Origin of the sequence: Streptomyces sp. CY-1, from assembly GCF_047218265.1 — a bacterium.
Taxonomy (GTDB): domain Bacteria; phylum Actinomycetota; class Actinomycetes; order Streptomycetales; family Streptomycetaceae; genus Streptomyces; species Streptomyces niphimycinicus.
Genome location: NZ_CP178393.1, coordinates 518563 through 537356 on the forward strand (window position 1 = coordinate 518563; position 18794 = coordinate 537356).

Sequence of the window (18794 nt, forward strand, 5' to 3'; positions counted from 1 at the left end):
GACTCGGCATGGCTCGCAGCCTGCGGAAGGCGGGCTACCAGGTCGGGGTCCACGATCTGCGACCGGAGGTGGCCGAGGGCTTCGCCCGCGATGGCGGGACGGCGTTCGCCTCCCCCGGCGACCTGGCGGCCACGGTGGACGTCGTGGTCGGTGTCGTGGTCGACGCGGCGCAGGTCGAGTCGGTGCTGTTCGGTGCCGACGGGGCCGCCGCCCGGCTCCGCCCGGGGGCCGTCTTCGTGATGTGCTCCACCGTCGACCCGGGCTGGTCCGCGGAAGCTAGGGGAACGGCTGGCCGAGCGGGGTGTGCTCTACCTGGACGCCCCCATCTCCGGTGGCGCCGCACGCGCCGCGGCCGGAGAGCTGACCATGATGACGTCGGGCCCCGCCGCGGCGTACGCGGTCGCCGACCCGGTGCTCGAGGCCATGAGCGCCACGGTCTACCGCCTGGGTGAGCAGCCCGGTCTCGGCTCCAAGGTCAAGATCGTGAACCAGTTGCTCGCGGGTGTGCACATCGCCGCGGCGGCCGAGGCGATGGCGCTGGGCCTGAAGGCCGGCGTGCCGGCCGAGGCGCTCTACGAGGTCATCACGCACAGCGCCGGCAACTCGTGGATGTTCGAGAACCGGATGGCGCATGTGCTCGCCGGTGACTACACGGCCCTCTCCGCGGTCGACATCTTCGTCAAGGACCTGGGGCTCGTCCTCGACTCCGCACGGCCGGAGCGGTTCCCGCTCCCCCTGGCGGCCGCGGCTCACCAGATGTTCCTCCAGGCGTCGGCGTCGGGTCTGGGTGCCGAGGACGACAGCGCGGTCATCAAGATCTTCCCCGGGATCGATCTGCCGCGGCCGATGGGGGCCTGAGATGGGAATCCGACTGGGCTGCATCGCCGACGACTTCACCGGCGCCACGGACCTGGCCAACAACCTGGTGCGCGCGGGCATGCGCGTGGTCCAGCTCATCGATGTGCCGCCTGACGGCGCACAGCGGCCGGTGGACGCGGACGCCGTGGTCATCGCGCTCAAGTCGCGGACCGTTCCGGCCGCCGAGGCCGTCGAGGCGTCGTTGCGGGCCCTCGCCTGGCTGCGGTCCGCGGGTGCCGAGCAGATCTACTTCAAGTACTGCTCCACCTTCGACTCGACGCCGGCCGGCAACATCGGGCCGGTCACCGAGGCTTTGATGGACGCGCTCGGCACCGACTTCACGATCGCGACGCCCGCGTTCCCCGACAATGGGCGCACGGTCTTCAAGGGCCATCTCTTCGTCGGCGACGTGTTGCTCAGCGAGAGCGGTATGCGCCACCACCCGCTCACCCCGATGACCGACCCCAATCTGGTCTCGGTCCTGGGTGCGCAGACCACACGGGCGGTCGGCCTGATCGACCACACCGTCGTCGGCCGCGATGCCGAGGCGGTCCGGGCCCGGATCGACGATCTGCGCGAGCAGGGCGCCGGGATCGCCATCGCCGACGCCGTCTCCAACGAGGATCTGGTGCGTCTCGGCGCGGCGGTCCAGGGGCTGCCCCTGGTGACCGCCGGTTCGGGCCTGGCCATCGGGCTGCCCGCGAACTGGGGATTCACGCCGTCCCACGCCGCGGCACAGCTACCACCGCCCACCGGCCACCGGGCCGTCATCTCCGGATCGGTCTCCACCGCCACCAACCGCCAGGTGCTGGAGTTCCTGCGGGCCGGGCGGCCCGCCTTCAGCGTCGATCCGCTGCGCATCACGGCCGGTGAGGACGTGTCCGGCCAGGCTCTCGCCTTCGCCGAATCCCATCTGGCCGACGGTCCTGTCCTCTTCTACTCCACCGAGGCGCCCGAGGCGGTCCGCACCGTCCAGAGCAAGCTCGGCGCCGTCGAGGCCGGTGAACTGGTGGAGCGGACCCTGGCCCGCGTGGCCCAGGGCCTCGTGGAGCACGGTGTCCGCCAACTGGTCGTCGCGGGCGGCGAGACCTCGGGGGCGGTCGTCCGCGCGCTCGGCGTCACCGGACTGCGGATCGGACCGCAGATCGACCCCGGTGTGCCATGGTGCGCGGCGCCGCTTCCCGGCGGCGACACGCTCCACATCACCCTGAAGTCCGGCAACTTCGGTGGCCCCGCGTTCTTCACCGACTCGTTCGCCCTGCTCGACCGGGAGGTCTCATGACCGAGCTCCTCGACGCCACCGTGGACGAGGCACGCGACGAGATCGTCCGGGTCGGCACGAGCCTGTTCAACAGGGGCTATGTGCACGCCAGCGCCGGGAACATCAGCGCCAGGGTCGGCGACGGCCACCTGATCACACCCACCGACGCCGCCCTGGGCTTTCTCCGGCGCGACCGCCTCGCGCTGGTCGACGCCCGGGGTGAGCAGATCGCGGGCGACCGCGCGAGCAAGACCCTGACGCTCCATCGGCGCATCTACGCGGCCGACCCCACGGCCCGATTCGTCGTCCACACCCACTCCACCCACCTGGTCGCGCTCACCCTGGCCGGTGTGTGGAGCCAGGACGACGTGCTCCCGCCCATCACTCCCTACTTCGTGATGAAGGTCGGGCACGTCCCGCTCATCCCCTACCACCGGCCCGGCGACCCGCGCGTGGCCGACCTGGTGACCGCCCGGATCGCCGACCACCAGGCGAGCCACACACCGATCAGGGCCGTTCTGCTCGACCGGCTCGGCCCCGTGGTCTGGGGCCCGGACGCGGCCGCCGCCCTCGCCGTCCTCGAAGAACTCGAGGAGACGGCACGTCTCTGGCTCCTGACCGACCGTCGACCGGGGCCGCTCACCACCGACGCCATCGAGGAACTGAGGGCCACGTTCGGCGCCGCTTGGTGAACCCGCTCTCCCCTCCCCGTTCGCAGAATCCCCTGAGCCGCACAAAGGATTCGTCATGCCCATGCCCGCAGTGGCGGCCGAGACCCCCGCGCTCGCCCGCGAGAACACCGTCTACCGCAAGGTCGTACGCCGCATCGTCCCCTTCCTCATCCTCTGCTACGTGGCCTCCTATCTGGACCGGGTCAACGTCGGCTTCGCGAAGCTCCAGATGTCCGACGACCTCGGGTTCAGCGAGGCGGCGTACGGCCTGGGGGCGGGCCTGTTCTTCATCGGCTACTTCATCCTGGAGGTCCCCTCCAACCTGATGCTGCAACGCGTCGGAGCCCGCACCTGGATCGCCCGCATCATGATCAGTTGGGGCCTGGTCTCGGCGGCGTTCATGTTCGTCACCAACGAGGCGACGTTCTATGTGCTGAGGTTTCTGCTCGGTGCCGCGGAGGCGGGGTTCTATCCGGGAGTGATCCTCTACTGCACCTACTGGTTCCCCTCGTACCGCCGGGCCCGGGTGATCGCGATGTTCATGTCGGCGATCCCGGTGGCGGGTATCTTCGGCAATCCGCTCTCCGGCTGGATCATGGACCACTTCCAGGGCGTGAACGGCTGGCAGGGCTGGCAGTGGATGTTCCTGCTGGAGGCCGTCCCCGCGCTCCTCGTCGGTGTCGTCACCCTCTTCTACCTGGACGACGACGTGCGCGCCGCGAAGTGGCTGACCGATGAGGAGAAGTCCGTCGTCGAGCGGGCGGTCGCCGACGACACCACGCGCCGGACGGTGGACGGCCGGGTCTGGGACGCCTTCCGTGAGCCCAGGGTGTGGCTGATGTGCCTCATCTACTTCTGCTTCGTGATGGGCCAGTACGCGCTGACCTTCTGGATGCCCTCGTTCGTCGAGTCCACCGGCATCGAGGGCAACTTCGCGATCGGTGTGCTCAGCGCCGTGCCGTTCCTGGCCGCGCTCGTCGCGATGAACCTGTTCGGCCGCTCGGCGGACAAGCGCCGCGAGCGCCGCTGGCACCTGGTCATCCCGAGCCTCATGGGCGCCGTCGGGTTCTCGCTGTCCGCCGTCTGGAACGGCTCGACCGCACTGTCCCTGGCCGCGCTGTCCATCGCCGCGGCCGGGGTGCTGACCTGCGCTCCGCTGTTCTGGTCGCTCCCCACCGCGTTTCTGGGCGGCACCGCCGCCGCGGCGGGCCTCGCCATGATCAACTCGGTGGGCAACCTCGCCGGTTTCGTCAGCCCCTACATGATCGGCGCGCTCAAGGACGCCACCGGCTCGGCGTCGATCCCGATGCATGTCCTGGCGCTCAGCCTGGTCGTCGGCGCCGCCGCGGTGCTCACCACCAAGAAGCACATCGTCAACCGCTGACCGGGACGGTCCCGGCCCGAACGCAGGAGCCAGCATGCCGAGGTTCGCCGCGAACCTGTCCATGATGTACACCGAACACGACTTCCCCGACCGCTTCGCCGCGGCGTCGGCGGACGGCTTCGAGGCCGTCGAGTACCTCTTCCCGTACGCGTACGACGCCACCGAGCTGCGCCGCCGGCTCGACGACCACGGTCTGAGGCAGGTGCTGTTCAACGCTCCGCCCGGCGCGTGGGAGTCCGGCGAGCGCGGGCTCGCGGCGCTGCCCGGACGCGAGGCGGAGGCGCGCTCGGGGATCGAGCGGGCTCTGGAGTACGCGGCGGAGCTCGGCTGCCCACGGGTGCACATGATGGCCGGGCTGGTGGGGCCCGCACAGGACCCGGCCGAGCACCGCGACACCTATCTGGCCAACCTCGCCTGGGCCGCGGAGCGGGCCGCCGCGGCGGGCGTCGCCATCCTGATCGAGCCGATCAACGGCCGCGATATGCCCGGCTACTTCCTGAGCCGGCAGTCCGAAGCGCACACCGTGGTACGGGAGGTGGGAGCCGCGAACCTCAAGGTGCAGCTCGACCTCTACCACTGCCAGATCGTCGAGGGCGACCTCACCACGACCCTGCGCCGCGATCTGCCCACCGGCCGGGTCGGCCATCTACAGATCGCGGGCGTACCCGATCGCCATGAGCCCGACCGCGGCGAGCTCGACATCCGCCACCTGTTCGGCGTCATCGACGACCTGGGCTTCGACGGGTGGATCGGCTGCGAGTACATCCCCAGCGCCGGTACGAGCGAGGGGCTCGGCTGGCGACACGACTACCGAGGAGACAACGCATGAGGATCGTCATCACGGGTGGCTTCGGCTTCCTGGGGCAGCGGGTCGCCGCCGCACTGCTCACGACGCGGACGTTCCGCGGTGCGCCGATCGACCGGCTGGTGCTCGCCGACCGCGTCGTGCCGTCCGGTTCGACAGCCGCCGACCCCCTCGTGGACGTCGTACGGGGCGACCTGGCCGACCGGCTCGACGAGGTGTTCGCGGAGCCGGTGGATGTGCTGATCCACCTCGCCTCCGCGGTCTCGGCCGAATGCGAGGCCGACTTCGACCTGGGCATGGGCGCCAATGTGGACACGACGCGCGCACTGCTCGAGGCCGCGCGGGCCCAGTCGGCCGCCGGGGGGCCGATGCCGCGGGTGGTGTTCTCCAGCAGCGTCGCCGTCTACGGTTCCGACCCCGCGCTGCCGTTGCCGCCCGTCGTCAGCGAGTCGACCCTGCCCACACCGCGGTCGAGCTACGGGATCCAGAAGCTCGTCTGCGAGCAGCTCATCGCGGACTACACCCGCCGCGGCTTCCTCGACGGGCGCGTCGCCCGCCTGATGACCGTGTCGGTACGGCCGGGCAAGCCGAACGCGGCCGCCTCCGGCTTCCTGTCCGGCATCATCCGCGAACCGCTCGCGGGCCTCCCGGCGATCTGCCCGGTCCACCCCGAGCTGAAGGTGGCCCTGGCCTCGCCACGGCGCACCGTCGAGGGCATCCTGCGCATCGCGGAGGCCGAGCGCGGGGCCGGGCCGGGCCGGATCGACGGTGGGGTTCCGGTCAACCTTCCGGCGCTCACGGTCTCGGTCGCCGACATGCTGAGCACGCTGCGGCAGGTGGCCGGGGACGCCGTCGCCGACCTGGTGACGATCGCGCCCGATCCCGGCGTCGAGGCCCTCGTGGGCTCGTGGCCCGCCGCGTTCGACAACGCACGCGCCGCCGCGCTCGGACTGGCACCCGACCCGGACTTCGCCTCGGTGGTGCGCGCCTACCTCGAGGACCACGCCGACGCGGTCGTGGACGGTGCGCGCCCTTGGCGGCCAGGGCGGCCGGGACGGTGCCGATAAACTGAAGACCATGTTCTCCAAGGTGAGCGGTCCCGTGCGGCTCGCGGATCGGGTCGCGGCGATACTCTCGGAAGAGATCGAGTCCGGGCGGCTGGCCGAGGGCGACAAGCTCCCGACCGAGGTAGCGCTGGTCAAGCAGCTCGGCGTCAGCCGCACCGTCGTACGCGAGGCCGTCTCCAGGCTCCGCAACGCGGGCCTGGTCGAACCCCGTCAGGGGCTCGGCGTGTTCGTGATGCCGCGGCGCACCCGGCCGCTCGACCTGGAGGCCGAGACCGCCGAGGACACCAAGTCCAAGGTGCGGCAGATCGTGGAGGTGCGCCGCCCCATCGAGGGCGAGGCGGCGTACCTCGCGGCCACCCGGGCCACTCCGGACGGCCTCGCCCGGATGCGTCAGGCCCTGGAGGCCATCGACGCGGCGGTGGCGGCCGGGGGCGACGGCGTGGACGAGGATCTCGCCTTCCACCGCTCCATCGCCGACTCGACCGGGAATCCGGTGATGCTCTCGACGCTGCGCTACCTCGGCGAGGTGCTGCGCAGCGGAATCCGTGTCACGCGGGCGAACGAGGCGCGCCGCGGCGACTTCCTCGAAGCGGTCCGGCATGAGCACCACGCCATCCTGGCCGCCATCGAGGCCCGCGACGCCGAGGCGGCGCGGGACGCGGCGCTGCTCCATCTCAGGCATGCGGCGTCCCGGCTTCAGGACGCGGACGAGGGGTTCTGGACCGAGGCCGAGAACCTCGAGGTGGATCTCGACGCCGCTCCCTGAGGCAAGTCCCCTGGACGCGATGCGGCGCGGGTCGCTCATCGGCTCGGTGGTGGCGTGGTCGGCTCGGCGGGTTCGTCGGCCGCGGCTCGTGCGTAGCGGCGGGCCAGGTGGGCGAAGGCGTCCTTGAGTTGGGTCGGCCCGATGACCTCGATGTAGGCGTCGAACCTGCCGATACTGGCGGCCAGTCCGGGCCATGACCATGCGCCCAGGACGAGCCGGCAGCGGTCCGGGCCGAGCTCTTCGACGACTCCGTCCCGGGTGTAGGTGGACACGACGGAGGCGGGAAGGTCGAGGATGACCTCACCGTGGCAGGGCCAGCCGCCGGTGCTGTCGGAGCCCTGGAAGTCGGCCCCCCGGAATCTGCCGGCGACGAAGGCCGCCACATCCCCTCCGGGCAGTTCGCGCGGGGTGAAGCGGGGCCCGGTGGGGGTGCGCGGGGTGATCCGGTCGACGCGGAAGGTGCGCCAGTCGTCGCGGTCGAGGTCCCAGGCGACGAGGTACCAGCGCCCGCCCCGGGTGACGAGGTGGTGCGGCTGCACCCGGCGCGGCGCGGTCGCGGCGGGGTCCGCCTGGGCGGCGGTTCCCGGTGGCGAGACGGGGACGTAGTCGAAGCGCAGTACTTCACGGGCGCGGACGGCCGCGCTGAGGGTCAGGAGAACGTCCGGGGCGACCCGCGGATACGGCCGGGTCCCCGCGCCGTCGACGGCGGTGACCTGGAGGGCGTCGACGCGATGGCGCAGCCGTGCGGGCATGACCTGCCGGACGGTGCTCAGCGCCCGCACCGCCGCCTCCTCGATTCCCGCCCCGGTGACGGCGGCGGTCTGAAGGGCCACGGTGAGGGCCACGGCCTGGTCGTCGTCGAACAGCAGCGGCGGCAGTTCCGTACCGGCGCCGAGCCGGTAACCCCCGTCGGGACCCTTGATGGCCGCGATGGGATAGCCCAGCTCGCGCAAGCGGTCGACATCGCGGCGCACGGTGCGCGGGCTCACCTCCAGCCGCTCGGCCAGCAACTGCCCCGGCCAGTCCCGGCGTGCCTGGAGCAGGGAGAGCAGTGACAGCAGTCGCGCTGATGTCTTCGGCATGACATCCATTCTCCCCCGAGAAGCGGCCACAACCTGTCCGCTACCCCTGCGACCGTTGTCTCTGTCAGACAACGAGAACGACAGAAGGACCCCATCACCGTGACCGCCACCACCACACCCCCCACCACGCTCGACGGCGAGCGGGCCGATCTGCTCGCCGAGCTCGCCGCCGCACGATCCGCCCTGACCACCACGGTGCGCGGGCTCGGCGACGAGCAGGCCGGCGAGCGCCCGACGGCCAGCGCGCTGTGCCTGGGCGGGCTGATCAAGCACGTCGCGGCCATCGAGGAAGGATGGCTGCGCTTCGTGCTCGAAGGCCCCTCGGCGCTCCGTTACGACCTGCCCGACGGTGTCACCTGGGCCGACCTCGCGGCCGGTACGGCACAGGAGATCCCGCAGTGGGCGATCGACAACCAGACCAACTTCCAGATGCTGCCCGGTGAGACGGTGGCCGGGATTCTCCAGCGCTATGAGCAGGTCGCCGCCCGGAGCGAGGAGATCATCACCACCGTCCCCGATCTGTCGGCGACACATCCGCTGCCGGAGGCGCCCTGGAACGAGCCGGGGGCGGCGCACAGCGTGCGCCGGGTGCTGATGCATGTCATCGCCGAGACCGCCCAGCACGCCGGGCACGCGGACATCATCCGCGAGTCGCTCGACGGGCAGAAGTCGAGCTGACCGCTGCCGGATCTCCTCGGAACCCAAGAGCCAAGGAACCGAAGGGAACGGCGCGACCGTGAAGACGCGTGAGCTGGGGCGGACCGGTATTCAGGTCAGCCCCTACTGCCTGGGCACGATGATGTTCGGCCAGGTGGGCAACCCCGATCCCGACGACTGTGCCCGGATCATCCATCGGGCGCTGGACTCGGGCATCAACTTCGTCGACACCGCCGATGTGTACGGACCCCACGGGATGTCCGAGGAGATCGTGGGCAAGGCGCTGAAGGGCCGGCGCGACGACATCGTGCTGGCCACCAAGGTCAACGGCGCGATGGGTGAGGGCCCCAACCGTGGCGGCAGCTCCCGGCGCTGGATCATCGCCGAGGTCGAGCACTCGCTGCGCCGCCTGCGAACCGACCACATCGACCTCTACCAGATTCACCACCCCGACCCGCGGACCGACATCGAGGAGACGCTCTCCGCCCTGACCGACCTCGTGCGCAGCGGCAAGGTGCGCGCGATCGGCTCCTCCAACCTCCCGGCCTCGGAGATCGTCGAGGCGCAGTGGGTCGCCGACCGGCGCGGACTGCACCGCTTCCGCACCGAGCAGCCCACGTACTCCCTTCTCAACCGCGGCATCGAGCGCGAGATCCTGCCCGTCTGCCGGCGGTACGGCATGGGCACGCTGGTGTGGAGCCCGCTGGCGATGGGCCTGCTCACCGGCCGCTACCGCAAGAGCGGACCCCCGGTGCGGAACGCGCGGATGAACTGGGTGCCCCGGCATCTGACCGACGAGCGCAAACTCGACGCCGTCGAGGGGCTCATCCCGCTGGCCGAGGAGGCCGGTCTGTCGCTGACCCACCTGGCGATGGCCTTCGCCATCACCCACCCCGGCGTCACCTCGGCCATCATCGGGCCGCGCACCATGGAGCACCTGGAGGATCTCCTGGCCGGGGCCGCGGTCACCCTCGACGACGAGGTGCTCGACCGGATCGACCGGATCGTGCCGCCGGGAACCGACATCGGCCCGCTCGATGTGTCCTACACCCCACCGGCCCTCGAACGCGCGGCCCTGCGGCGGCGATCGGCCGACGAGCGCGCCGCAGTGACACGATGACCGTTCTCGGCAACCGGGCGCTGGGCCGCGCCGCGCTCGCCCGCCAGTTGCTGCTCGATCGCTCGGACGTACCGGTCCTCGACGCCGTCGCGCACCTGTGCGGCATGCAGGCGCAGGAGCCGCAGGAGCCGTTCATCGGGCTCTGGTCGCGGCTGCGCGTGTTCGACCCGGCGGTCCTCTCCGACCTGCTGAGCGGGCGTGGCCTGGTGCGGACCCACCTCATGCGCCGCACCGTCCACCTGCTCACCGCCGATGACACCCTGGCCTGGCGGGCCCGCCACGAGGCCATGCTGCGCCAGCGGGTGCTCGGGACCTACCGCCGCGAGCTCGAGGGGATAGACCTCGACGAACTCGGCGCCGCGGGCCGGGCGGTGATGGCCGACGGCGCGCCCCGCTCGATGGCCGAGCTGGTCGGGGCGCTCACCGCGCGCTGGCCTGCCCCGCCACCGCGGGCACTGGGCGAAATGCTGATCGCCGCCCTCGTCCCGGTGGCGCAGACGCCGCCCCGCGGGCTGTGGCGCACCAAGGCGGGGGTGCGCAACGTCCTGCTCTCCTCCTGGCTGGGCCGACAGCCGGACCCGCCCTCCCCCGATGGCTCCGACCCGGTCGGCCAGGCGCTGGTACGGCGCTATCTGGCCGCCTTCGGCCCCGCGGCCTCAGCCGATCTGCGCGCCTGGTGCGGCCTCGCCGGGCTCCCGGCCGCCGTGTCCGCGATACGGGAGGAGCTGGTCAGCTTCCGCGATGAACGCGGCCGCGAGCTGTTCGACCTTCCCGGCGCGCCACGTCCGGACCCCGACACACCCGCCCCCGTGCGGTTCCTGCCCGCGTTCGACAACGCGATCCTCGGGTACCACGACCGCGGCCGGATCATCGACGACGCTCACCGGGGCCTTTCGGTCGCCGGGGAGCGTGTGGTGCTGGTGGACGGCAGAGTCGCCGCGACCTGGAGCGTCGATACCGGCACCGTGGCCGTCACCCCGCTGGGCCGCCTGTCCCAAGCCGACCGGACCGCCGTCGCCGAGGAGGGGCGGGAACTGGCGGCGTTCCTCTCCGACGGCGAAAGCCACCGCGTGCGCGTCACTCCACGTTGAGCGGTTCCGTACGTCGCCACGCTCGGGTATGCACCGGGCCCCCGGTCATGGGGCGGGGTCCTCCTGGGGCATGGGTGTGCTCCGGCCGCCGGGTGCGGGGTGCGCGGTCGGCGTCGAACGGGCGCGGGGGCGGGCGAAGCGGCGCATCATCGGCATCTCGACGCCGCGCCACAGCAGCAGCGAGACCGCCACGCACAGCGCCGACACCACGAGGGACAGCGCCGTGGCGATCACCGTGTCGAAGGTCCGCTGGTCCAGTTGCACCCGGATGGCGTACAGCACCGGGAAGTGGACCATGTACAGCGCGAACGACGCCTCGCCCAGCACCACCCAGCCGCGGCGCCCCAGCCGGCTCCCGCGCCCCCGGACATCGCGGGTGGCGATGACCGGGATCAGGGCGGCCACCGGCAGACAGGTGGCCGCTCCCCATACGTACTCCTCCGGCAACTGCGGCCGTGCCGCGAAGACTCCCGCCAGGGCGAGCAGCGGCCAGTGCAGCCGCAGCGGCGGCCAGCGGTCGAGCTGGACCGCCCGGGCGAGCACCATTCCGAGGATGAACTCCAGCAGCCGTACCGGCGGGAAGAAGTAGATCAGCCACCACCGCTCCGTCGAGAGCGGTGACCAACTCCCCGGGGCCGCCTCGTCGGTGACGGCCATCGCCACCAGCGGCATCGTCACCACCAGCCCCGCCACCAGGGCGATCACCGGCCAGAGCAGCCGTGCCGGGAGCGCGTGCACCGGCCGGATCAGCAGGGGGAAGAGGAGGTAGAAGAACGCCTCGCAGGAGATGGACCAGGTGACCGGATTGACGCTGCTGAAATCGGCCATGTCCGGCACCCAGGCGTGCACCAGCAGCAGATTCCGGACCGCCTGCCCCAACCCCGGATCCGGCACCGGAAGCAGGGCGGCGGTGCCCGTCACCATGAGCAGGCCCAGCATCAAGGTCCAGGTCACCACATGGTTGGGGAAGATCTTCACCAGTCGGCGGCGCCAGAACCGGAGGGCGGTGTCGGCCGGGGTCGCGTTCCACGCCAGCACAAAGCCGCTGAGGAGGAAGAAGGAGGAGACCGCCGCCGCGCTGGCCATGGACGAGGCATCGGCGGCCTCATAGACGCCCTGGTCCTCGAAGAATCTGCCCAGCGTCAGCACATGGCCCGCCAGCACCACCCCGGCCAGCAGAAAGCGAAGACCCGTCAACGACGGCAGCCGATCGCCACGCGGTAACACATCGGCCACAGGAGACCCCTCCCCAAACGACGCAGACACAGCACCCACGAGCCTGCCCGTCGCACCGCCCCGGCCCCAATACCGCCCCCACGGGAACATCCAGGCGAAGACCACCACCTACGGAAGGACTCAGGGCTGTGCGAGGCGGGCCGGCGTGCTCAGGAAGTCCGAGAGCGCCGCCAGCAAGCGGTCCACGTCCTCGGCGCTGTTGTAGGGCGCCAGTCCGATGCGCAGGCCGCCGGTGTCGCCCAGGCCAAGCCTGCGGGATGCCTCCACCGCGTAGAAGGAGCCGGAGGGGGCGTCGACACCGCGGCTCGCGAGGTGGCGGTAGGCGTCGGTGGTGTCGCGGCCGTCGATGGTCAGCAGCACGGTCGGGGTGCGGTCCGCCGCCCGGGAGTGGATGGTGATCGGGTCGAGGGCGGCCAGGCCCTCGTCGATGCGCCGGCGGAGGGTGGCCTCGTACTGTTCGAGGGCCGTGAACGACGACGCCAGCCGCTCCCTTCGGCTGCCTTCGGCGCCGGGGGCCAGGGTGGCGAGGAAGTCGACGGCGGCGCGGGTGCCGGCGAGGAATTCATAGGGCAGGGTGCCGAATTCGAATCGCTCGGGGACGGCGTTCGTCGAGGGGAGCAGCTTGTCCGGGGTCAAGGTCTCCAGGAGTTCGGGCCGGCTCGCCAGGACGCCGAGGTGGGGGCCGAAGAACTTGTAGGGGGAGCAGCAGAAGAAGTCAGCTCCGAGCTGCCGGATGTCGACATGGGCATGGGCGGTGTAGTGCACGCCGTCGACGTAGAGCAGCGCCCCGGCCGCGTGCGCCCGCCGGGAGATCTCCGGGATGGCCGGGCGGGTGCCGATCAGGTTGGAGGCGGCGGTGACCGCGACCAGCCGGGTGCGGTCACCGAGCTGGGCGCTGATGTCGTCGGGGGTCAGTTCGCCGGTGGCGGGGTCGAAGTCGGCCCAGCGGACGGTGGCCCCGGCGGCTTCGGCGGCCTGGATCCAGGGGCGGATGTTGGAGTCGTGGTCCAGCCGGGACACCACGACCTCGTCCCCCGGTGACCAGGTCTTGGCGAGGGTGCGGGAGAAGTCGTAGGTGAGGGCGGTGGCGCTGCGCCCGAAGACGACCCCGGCCGGGTCTGCGCCGAGCAGATCGGCCATGGCCTGCCGGGCCGACTGGACGAGGGCCTCGGAGTTGCGCTCCCCCGCGGTGAGTCGGCCTCGGTTGGCCAGCGGGTTGGCCAGCGCGTCGGTGATGGCCTCGATGACGGGGAGCGGGGTCTGGGTGCCCCCGGGGCCGTCGAAGTGGGCCGATCCGGCCTTCAGTGCGGGGAACTGTGCGCGGATGGCGGTGATGTCGTATGCCACGAGCGACTCCTTGCGAAGGGGTGACCAGGGCGATCTTATGCAGGCACGGGTGCGGGGCGGCAGGGGGCGGGGTGGGGTCGCCGCGCCGGGGAGAGGTGTTCCGGCGCACCGTCAGCCGCCCTGATTGAATCTGTACGTATGGGGATTAATCACCCTCCTCTTCCGTTGCACAGGGCCGGGGCACGGAAGGCGGTGGCGCCGACATGAGCAGCGACGCTCCTCCCCCGCCCGAGCGGCCGAAGGGGCGGGAGAGACGCGCTCGGCATGGTGTGACCGGCGACCCCGCGGGGCGTGCCTCACGGGCGGTGGCGCGGGCCCGCCACTCCGGCTCCGCGGCCCTGGCGGCGGCGGTGCGCCGGGCGGGGAACGAGAGGGCGCGGGTGCATCCCGGGCTGCGTCTGGCCACCGCCTACGCATGGCGGCTGATGGTCATCGGCGTGGCCGTCTATCTGGCGTTCTCGGTGCTGGGGCAGTTCAAGCTCGTCGCGGTCGCGGTGTTTCTCGCGCTGGTGGCAACCGCCTTGCTGCGGCCGCTGGCCGATCTGCTGGCGCGGGCGCTTCCGAGGCCGCCGGCGGTGGCGCTTGCGGTGTTCGGCACGCTGTTCGTGGTGCTGGGGCTGCTGGCGCTGGTGGGAAACGCGGCGGCCGCGGAGGCGGGCCGGCTCGTGGGTGAGCTGCGCGGCGGGATCGGCCGGATCGAGCGGTGGCTGGAGGGGCCGCCGTTCCATGTCCGGCGCGGCGTACTGTCGGGGGCCCACGACAAGGTCACCTCCTTTGTGTCGCAGCATCGCGCCCTGCTGATCAGCAGGGCGCTCAGCAGCGCGGGGCGGGTCGTGGAGGCGGGCACGGCGCTGTTCCTGGCCCTGTTCTGTTCGGTCTTCTTCATCCATTCCGGGGACCGGATGTGGCAGTGGTTCCGGGGCCAGCTCCCCGAGCGCGCCCGGTCTCCGTGGGACCGGGCGGCGCGGGCGGCGTGGACCACGTTCGCCGGATACACCCGGGGCATCATCGTCGTGGCGGCCTCCAACGCGGCCCTGGTCGGCATCGCCCTGTCCCTGCTGCGGGTGCCGCTTGCCCTGCCGCTGACGCTGCTGGTCTTCTTCGCGACGTTCGTTCCGCTGATCGGTTCGCCGATCGCGCTGGCGGTGGCGACGGTGGTGGCTCTGGCCGGGCGGGGCCCGGCCATCGCGGCCGTGGTACTGCTGCTGATCGTGGCGGTCGGTCAGTTCGAGGGCCATGTACTGCATCCGCTGGTGATGAGCTGGGCGGTACGGCTCCATCCGGTGGTGGTGGCGATTTCGGTCATCGCCGGAACCATCGTCGCGGGGGTGATCGGGGCGGTCGTGGCGGTGCCCATGGTGTCCGTCGCCTGGTCGGTGACGCGGGCGCTGCGCCGCCGGCCGCCCGACGAAGCCTGACCGGCGCGGGGCCGGAACACCCCACGCGTCCATGGCCGGAACACGCCCGCATAAATGGCATCTCAGATTCGCATTCAGCTAATGTGGCGCCATGCGGCTGACGAAGTCAACGGATCTGGCGCTCCGCACGATCATGCGGCTGGCGGTCACCGGAGCCGAGCCCTGCACCGCCCGGCAGGTCGCCGGGGAGATGCAGGTGCCCTACAGCCATCTGGCCAAGGTGGCGGCCCGGCTCCAGCACCTGGGCCTGATCGAGACACGGCGCGGCCGGGGCGGTGGGCTGGCGCTCACCGCGACCGGGCGCACCGCCTCGGTCGGCCAGTTGGTCCGGGAGTTCGAAGGGGTCGGCGATGTCGTCGACTGCGAGGGGGATACGCCGTGTCCACTACGGCAGGGGTGCCGGCTGCGCATGGCGCTGCGCCGGGCGCAGGAGGCGTTCCTCGCCTCGCTCGACCCCCTGACGGTGGACGATCTGGTGGCGTCCCCGACCGGCCCGGTGCTGCTGGGGCTGGTCGGACGCGCACCCGGCCTGTCCCCGTGAGGCCGCCCCGTCCGGGGTGCGAACCCCGGGTCCCGTCCCACTGAGCCGTGCTGCCACGGAGGTCGCCATGTCCGCCGCACCCATGCCGCAGAATACGAATCTGAGATACCAGTTAGGCCCGCTCATGCTCTCCCGGAAGTCCGCCGAGACCGTCCGCGCCACGCTTCCCGCCGTCGGTGAGGCCATCGGCACCATCGCCGACCTGTTCTACCGGAAGCTCTTCGCGGCCCACCCCGCGCTGCTGCGGAATCTGTTCAACCGGGCCCACCAGGCCGCGGGCACCCAGCGGCAGGCTCTCGCGGGCGCGATCGCCGCGTTCGCCACCGCGCTGGTGGAGCGGCCGGGCGTCCGCCCCGACACTTTGCTCAGCCGGATCGCCCACAAGCACGCCTCGCTCGGGGTGAGCGCCGCGCAGTATCCGGTGGTGCACCGTCATCTGTCCGCCGCCATCGCGGAGGTGCTCGGCGACGCGGCCACCGAGGAGGTGATCGCCGCCTGGGACGAGGTCTACTGGCTGATGGCCAACTCCCTGATCGAGACCGAGCGGCGGCTGTACGCGGAGCAGGGGGTGCTGGCCGGCGGGACCTGGCGGCAGTGGGAGGTGATCGAGCGGACCCGGGAGACCGCGGATGTGGTCACCTTCCGGATACGGCCCGCGGACGGCCGCCCCGCCCCGGCGTTCCGGGCGGGCCAGTACGTCTCGGTGCAGGTGGAACTGGCCGACGGGGCGCGGCAGATCCGCCAGTACAGCCTGACCAACGCCCCCGACGCCACGGTGCGCACCTTCTCCGTCAAGCGTGTGGACACCGGTGAGGGCCCGGCCGGTGAGGTCTCCGGCCATCTGCACGACCACGTCCACGAGGGCGATGCGCTCACCGTCTCCGCGCCCTACGGCGACATCGTGCTCGCCACCACGGACACGCCACTGCTGCTCGCCTCCGCGGGAATCGGCTGCACCCCGATCGTGGCCATGCTGGAGGAGCTGGCGGCCCGGGGGCATCGGGCCCCGGTCATCGCCGTCCACGCCGACCGCTCCCCCGCCGACCACGCCCTGCGCGCCGACCAGGAGCGGCTGGTCACCAAGCTGGCACAGGGCACCGCCCACGTTTGGTACGAGCGGCCCGAGGGCGACTGGCCGGCCGAGCGCACCGGCCATGTCGACCTGTCCGGGATCGGGATCCCGGACGGCGTCCAGGCGTATCTGTGCGGGCCGCTGCCCTTCATGCGGTCGGTGCGGACCCAGCTCCTGGAGCGCGGTGTGCACCCCTCCGCGATCCACTACGAGGTCTTCGGACCCGATCTGTGGCTGCCGCGGGGCGACGGCGAGGGGCACTGACGCCCGGTCCCCGATGTTGGCCGGATGAACTCGAATGGCCCAGACGCCGGTCGCTTTTGCCCGGGGGAACGTGGGACCGTACGGACACGGGTTCTGTCCGTTCCGTGCGCAACCATGCGGAATGTTCCGTCCGGTACCCCCACATCGACGAGGAACCATGGATCGCGAAAAGATCACTCTCAGCGGCGCTCAGGAAACCTTGCTCGCCACGCTGTACGGAAGGGCGGTCGACAGCCGTTCACCGGACTCCATCCTGCACGACCACGCGGCCCGCGAGGCGGTGGAGCGTGTGGCCTACGACTTCAGCAAAACGGGGATGACGGACACGACGGCGGTCGGCATCGCCCTGCGGGCGAAACAGCTCGATGACTGGGCCATGGAGTTCCTGGCCGAGCATCAGAAGGCGACCGTCCTCCATCTCGCCTGCGGTCTCGACACCCGGGTGCAGCGCCTCGACCCGCCCTCGTCGGTGCGCTGGCTCGACATCGACTACCCCGAGGTGATCGATCTGCGCCGGAGGCTGCTTCCCGAGCCGACGGGGAACTACGAGATGGTCGGCACCTCGGTGACCGATGAGGCGTGGCTGCGCGAGGTGCCCGACGACCGGCCCACGGTGGTCGTCGCCGAGGGGCTGACGATGTATCTGCGCAAGGAGGACGGCAAGCGGCTGATCCAGCGGATCACCGAGCGGTTCCCCAGCGGCCAGTTGCTCTTCGACGTCTACGGACCGCTGGGCATCCGGCTCCAGAAGATGGTCCCCGCGGTGCGCAACGCGGGCGCCACACTCCACTGGGGCCTGGACGACCCCCATGAGGTCGAGACCTGGCATCCGGGGCTGACCTGCCTGGACGCGGTACGCAGCGTGGAGATGCCGGGGGTGGAGAAGATGCCCACCTCCGGCCGGATGAGCATGCGGGTGATGGCGCATCTGCCCGGCTTCCGGGACGTGGGCCGGATCCTGCGCTACCGCTTCTAGCGGCCCGGGGCGAGGGAGGCTTGCCCGGCGCCGGGTGGTTCCGGCGCCGGGCCAGGCGGATGTGGTGGCACCTACAGGCCGGACGGGACCGCTATTTGATGCCCACCAGCATGGAGTAGCCGTCCGTCAGCGGTTCGATCCGGCTGCCGCGGAATCCCGCCTCCGCCATCCAGGCGCGGCCGTCGGCGGCCGTGTACTCGAAGCCGGACCGGGTCTCGATGAGCATGTTCAGGCTCGCCAGCAGACCGAAGGTGTTCTCCTTGCGGCCGTCGTCGATGATGGCGTCGTAGACGAGGACCGCTCCCCCGTCCGGCAGCGCGTCGTACGCCTTCTTCAGCAGCAGCCGCTTCTCCGCCAGGCCCCAGCCGTGCAGAATCTGGCCCAGCACGATGACATCGGCATCGGGCAGGTCGTCGGTGAAGAAGTCGCCACCGTGGAAGGTGAGCCGGTCCTCCAGGCCGAAGGACGCCACGTACTTCTCGAAGACGGGCCGCACCCGGGGCAGCTCGAAGACACCGCCGCTCATATGGGGGTGGCGCTGGGCCACCGCCACCGGAAGGCAGCCCACCGCTCCCCCGACGTCCAGCACCGTCCGGTAGTCGGCCCAGGGGAACCGCTCGGCTATCACCAGGGCCTTGCCCATGCTGAGCCCGGTCATTCCGTGCAGGAATCCCTCGAGGCCCTCCTGGTCCCGGTAGATGGCGTCGAATACGTCGCCGCCGTGCTTGTGCTCGTTCTGCGGTTCGCCTGTTCTCAGCGCCTCGGTGAGCGAGCCCCAGAAGGGATACAACCGGCTGTTGGCCATCTCCAGGATGCCGCCGATGTAGGTGGCCTTCCTGCGGTCGAGAAAGGTGTCCGCGGACGGGCTGTTGCGGTACACGTCCTCGGATCGCTCCAGGAATCCGAGGGCGACCAGCGCGTCGAGGAAGTCGGCGGCGCCTCGCGGATGCAGCCCGATCGCCTCGCCCAGGTCACCGCCCGTGCGGGGGCCCTCGGCGAGCCGCGAGAACAGATCCAGTTCCACCGCGGTGAGCAGTGCCTTCGACGCCATGAAGCCGAGCCCGACCTGAAGTATGGGCTCGGGGCTGATCTCGTGCCGCATAACGCTCCCTCGCTGTTTCCCACGGATGTGCGCTCTCACCGCACCTGACCGCATTTCGACCTCCTTACGCTACCGT

18 protein-coding genes and 1 pseudogene are annotated in these 18794 nt (G+C 71.3%); 15 read left to right on the forward strand and 4 right to left on the reverse strand.

Features of this window, described 5'->3' with window-relative positions; genetic code table 11:
- Positions 1–8: 8 nt before the first annotated feature.
- From ACK1X7_RS02435 to ACK1X7_RS02470, 8 genes and pseudogenes are all read left to right on the forward strand, one after another.
- Positions 9–209, forward strand: a pseudogene (locus ACK1X7_RS02435) (NAD(P)-binding domain-containing protein); the annotation flags it as partial.
- A gap of 94 nt (positions 210–303) precedes the next feature.
- Positions 304–858: an NAD-binding protein gene (locus ACK1X7_RS02440; RefSeq protein ID WP_413114579.1), complete on the forward strand. Its 555-nt coding sequence runs from the start codon at positions 304–306 to the stop codon at positions 856–858.
- Between the two features lies 1 nt (position 859).
- Positions 860–2140: a 3-oxo-tetronate kinase gene (gene otnK / locus ACK1X7_RS02445; protein ID WP_413114580.1), complete on the forward strand. Its 1281-nt coding sequence runs from the start codon at positions 860–862 to the stop codon at positions 2138–2140.
- On the forward strand, positions 2137–2811 hold the full coding sequence (locus ACK1X7_RS02450; RefSeq protein ID WP_385154502.1) for an aldolase: 675 nt from the start codon (positions 2137–2139) through the stop codon (positions 2809–2811). The genes otnK and ACK1X7_RS02450 overlap by 4 nt, the downstream gene beginning before the upstream one ends.
- Before the next feature lie 55 nt (positions 2812–2866).
- The gene (locus tag ACK1X7_RS02455; RefSeq protein WP_413114581.1) at positions 2867–4174 is read left to right on the forward strand and encodes an MFS transporter; all 1308 of its coding nucleotides are present in this window, start codon (positions 2867–2869) and stop codon (positions 4172–4174) included.
- A 34-nt stretch (positions 4175–4208) separates the two neighbouring features.
- A complete protein-coding gene (otnI, locus tag ACK1X7_RS02460; RefSeq protein ID WP_385154508.1) occupies positions 4209–5003 on the forward strand; it encodes a 2-oxo-tetronate isomerase in 795 nt (264 codons plus the stop codon).
- Positions 5000–6046, forward strand: a complete 1047-nt coding sequence (gene denD, locus ACK1X7_RS02465; protein ID WP_398159254.1) for a D-erythronate dehydrogenase — start codon at positions 5000–5002, stop codon at positions 6044–6046. The genes otnI and denD overlap by 4 nt, the downstream gene beginning before the upstream one ends.
- A gap of 10 nt (positions 6047–6056) precedes the next feature.
- A complete protein-coding gene (locus tag ACK1X7_RS02470; protein ID WP_385154514.1) occupies positions 6057–6812 on the forward strand; it encodes a FadR/GntR family transcriptional regulator in 756 nt (251 codons plus the stop codon).
- A 35-nt stretch (positions 6813–6847) separates the two neighbouring features.
- Here ACK1X7_RS02470 and ACK1X7_RS02475 read toward each other — a convergent pair whose 3' ends face one another.
- On the reverse strand, positions 6848–7894 hold the full coding sequence (locus tag ACK1X7_RS02475; protein ID WP_413114582.1) for a helix-turn-helix transcriptional regulator: 1047 nt from the start codon (positions 7892–7894) through the stop codon (positions 6848–6850).
- 99 nt (positions 7895–7993) lie between these two features.
- On the opposite strand from ACK1X7_RS02475, the gene ACK1X7_RS02480 reads away from it, so the two are divergent.
- The 3 genes from ACK1X7_RS02480 to ACK1X7_RS02490 are packed head-to-tail and all read left to right on the forward strand — an operon-like array spanning position 7994 to position 10762.
- Positions 7994–8572, forward strand: a complete 579-nt coding sequence (locus tag ACK1X7_RS02480; RefSeq protein ID WP_385154520.1) for a DinB family protein — start codon at positions 7994–7996, stop codon at positions 8570–8572.
- A gap of 58 nt (positions 8573–8630) precedes the next feature.
- Positions 8631–9671 (forward strand): aldo/keto reductase, encoded by a 1041-nt coding sequence (locus ACK1X7_RS02485; RefSeq protein WP_385145115.1) that lies wholly within the window; start codon positions 8631–8633, stop codon positions 9669–9671.
- Positions 9668–10762, forward strand: coding sequence for a winged helix DNA-binding domain-containing protein (locus ACK1X7_RS02490; RefSeq protein ID WP_413114583.1), 1095 nt, complete (start codon positions 9668–9670; stop codon positions 10760–10762). The genes ACK1X7_RS02485 and ACK1X7_RS02490 overlap by 4 nt, the downstream gene beginning before the upstream one ends.
- A gap of 45 nt (positions 10763–10807) precedes the next feature.
- Here the strand turns inward: ACK1X7_RS02490 and ACK1X7_RS02495 are convergent, their stop codons facing one another.
- On the reverse strand, positions 10808–11998 hold the full coding sequence (locus ACK1X7_RS02495) for an acyltransferase family protein (RefSeq protein ID WP_398160895.1): 1191 nt from the start codon (positions 11996–11998) through the stop codon (positions 10808–10810).
- Between the two features lie 120 nt (positions 11999–12118).
- Positions 12119–13345 (reverse strand): cysteine desulfurase-like protein, encoded by a 1227-nt coding sequence (locus ACK1X7_RS02500; RefSeq protein WP_390794313.1) that lies wholly within the window; start codon positions 13343–13345, stop codon positions 12119–12121.
- A 203-nt stretch (positions 13346–13548) separates the two neighbouring features.
- Between ACK1X7_RS02500 and ACK1X7_RS02505 the strand changes: the two genes are divergently transcribed.
- From ACK1X7_RS02505 to ACK1X7_RS02520, 4 genes are all read left to right on the forward strand, one after another.
- Positions 13549–14763 carry an AI-2E family transporter gene (locus ACK1X7_RS02505; protein ID WP_390794314.1) on the forward strand — a complete coding sequence of 405 codons (1215 nt, stop codon included), beginning with the start codon at positions 13549–13551 and terminating at the stop codon, positions 14761–14763.
- Between the two features lie 91 nt (positions 14764–14854).
- Positions 14855–15304, forward strand: a complete 450-nt coding sequence (locus ACK1X7_RS02510) for an RrF2 family transcriptional regulator (protein ID WP_078638339.1) — start codon at positions 14855–14857, stop codon at positions 15302–15304.
- A gap of 124 nt (positions 15305–15428) precedes the next feature.
- The gene (locus tag ACK1X7_RS02515) at positions 15429–16640 is read left to right on the forward strand and encodes a globin domain-containing protein (RefSeq protein WP_385145113.1); all 1212 of its coding nucleotides are present in this window, start codon (positions 15429–15431) and stop codon (positions 16638–16640) included.
- Positions 16641–16797: 157 nt separating this feature from the next.
- Complete coding sequence (locus ACK1X7_RS02520; RefSeq protein WP_385145103.1) at positions 16798–17616, forward strand: class I SAM-dependent methyltransferase; 819 nt, start codon at positions 16798–16800, stop codon at positions 17614–17616.
- Between the two features lie 91 nt (positions 17617–17707).
- Here the strand turns inward: ACK1X7_RS02520 and ACK1X7_RS02525 are convergent, their stop codons facing one another.
- Complete coding sequence (locus ACK1X7_RS02525; RefSeq protein ID WP_385145101.1) at positions 17708–18718, reverse strand: methyltransferase; 1011 nt, start codon at positions 18716–18718, stop codon at positions 17708–17710.
- Positions 18719–18794: the final 76 nt, after the last annotated feature.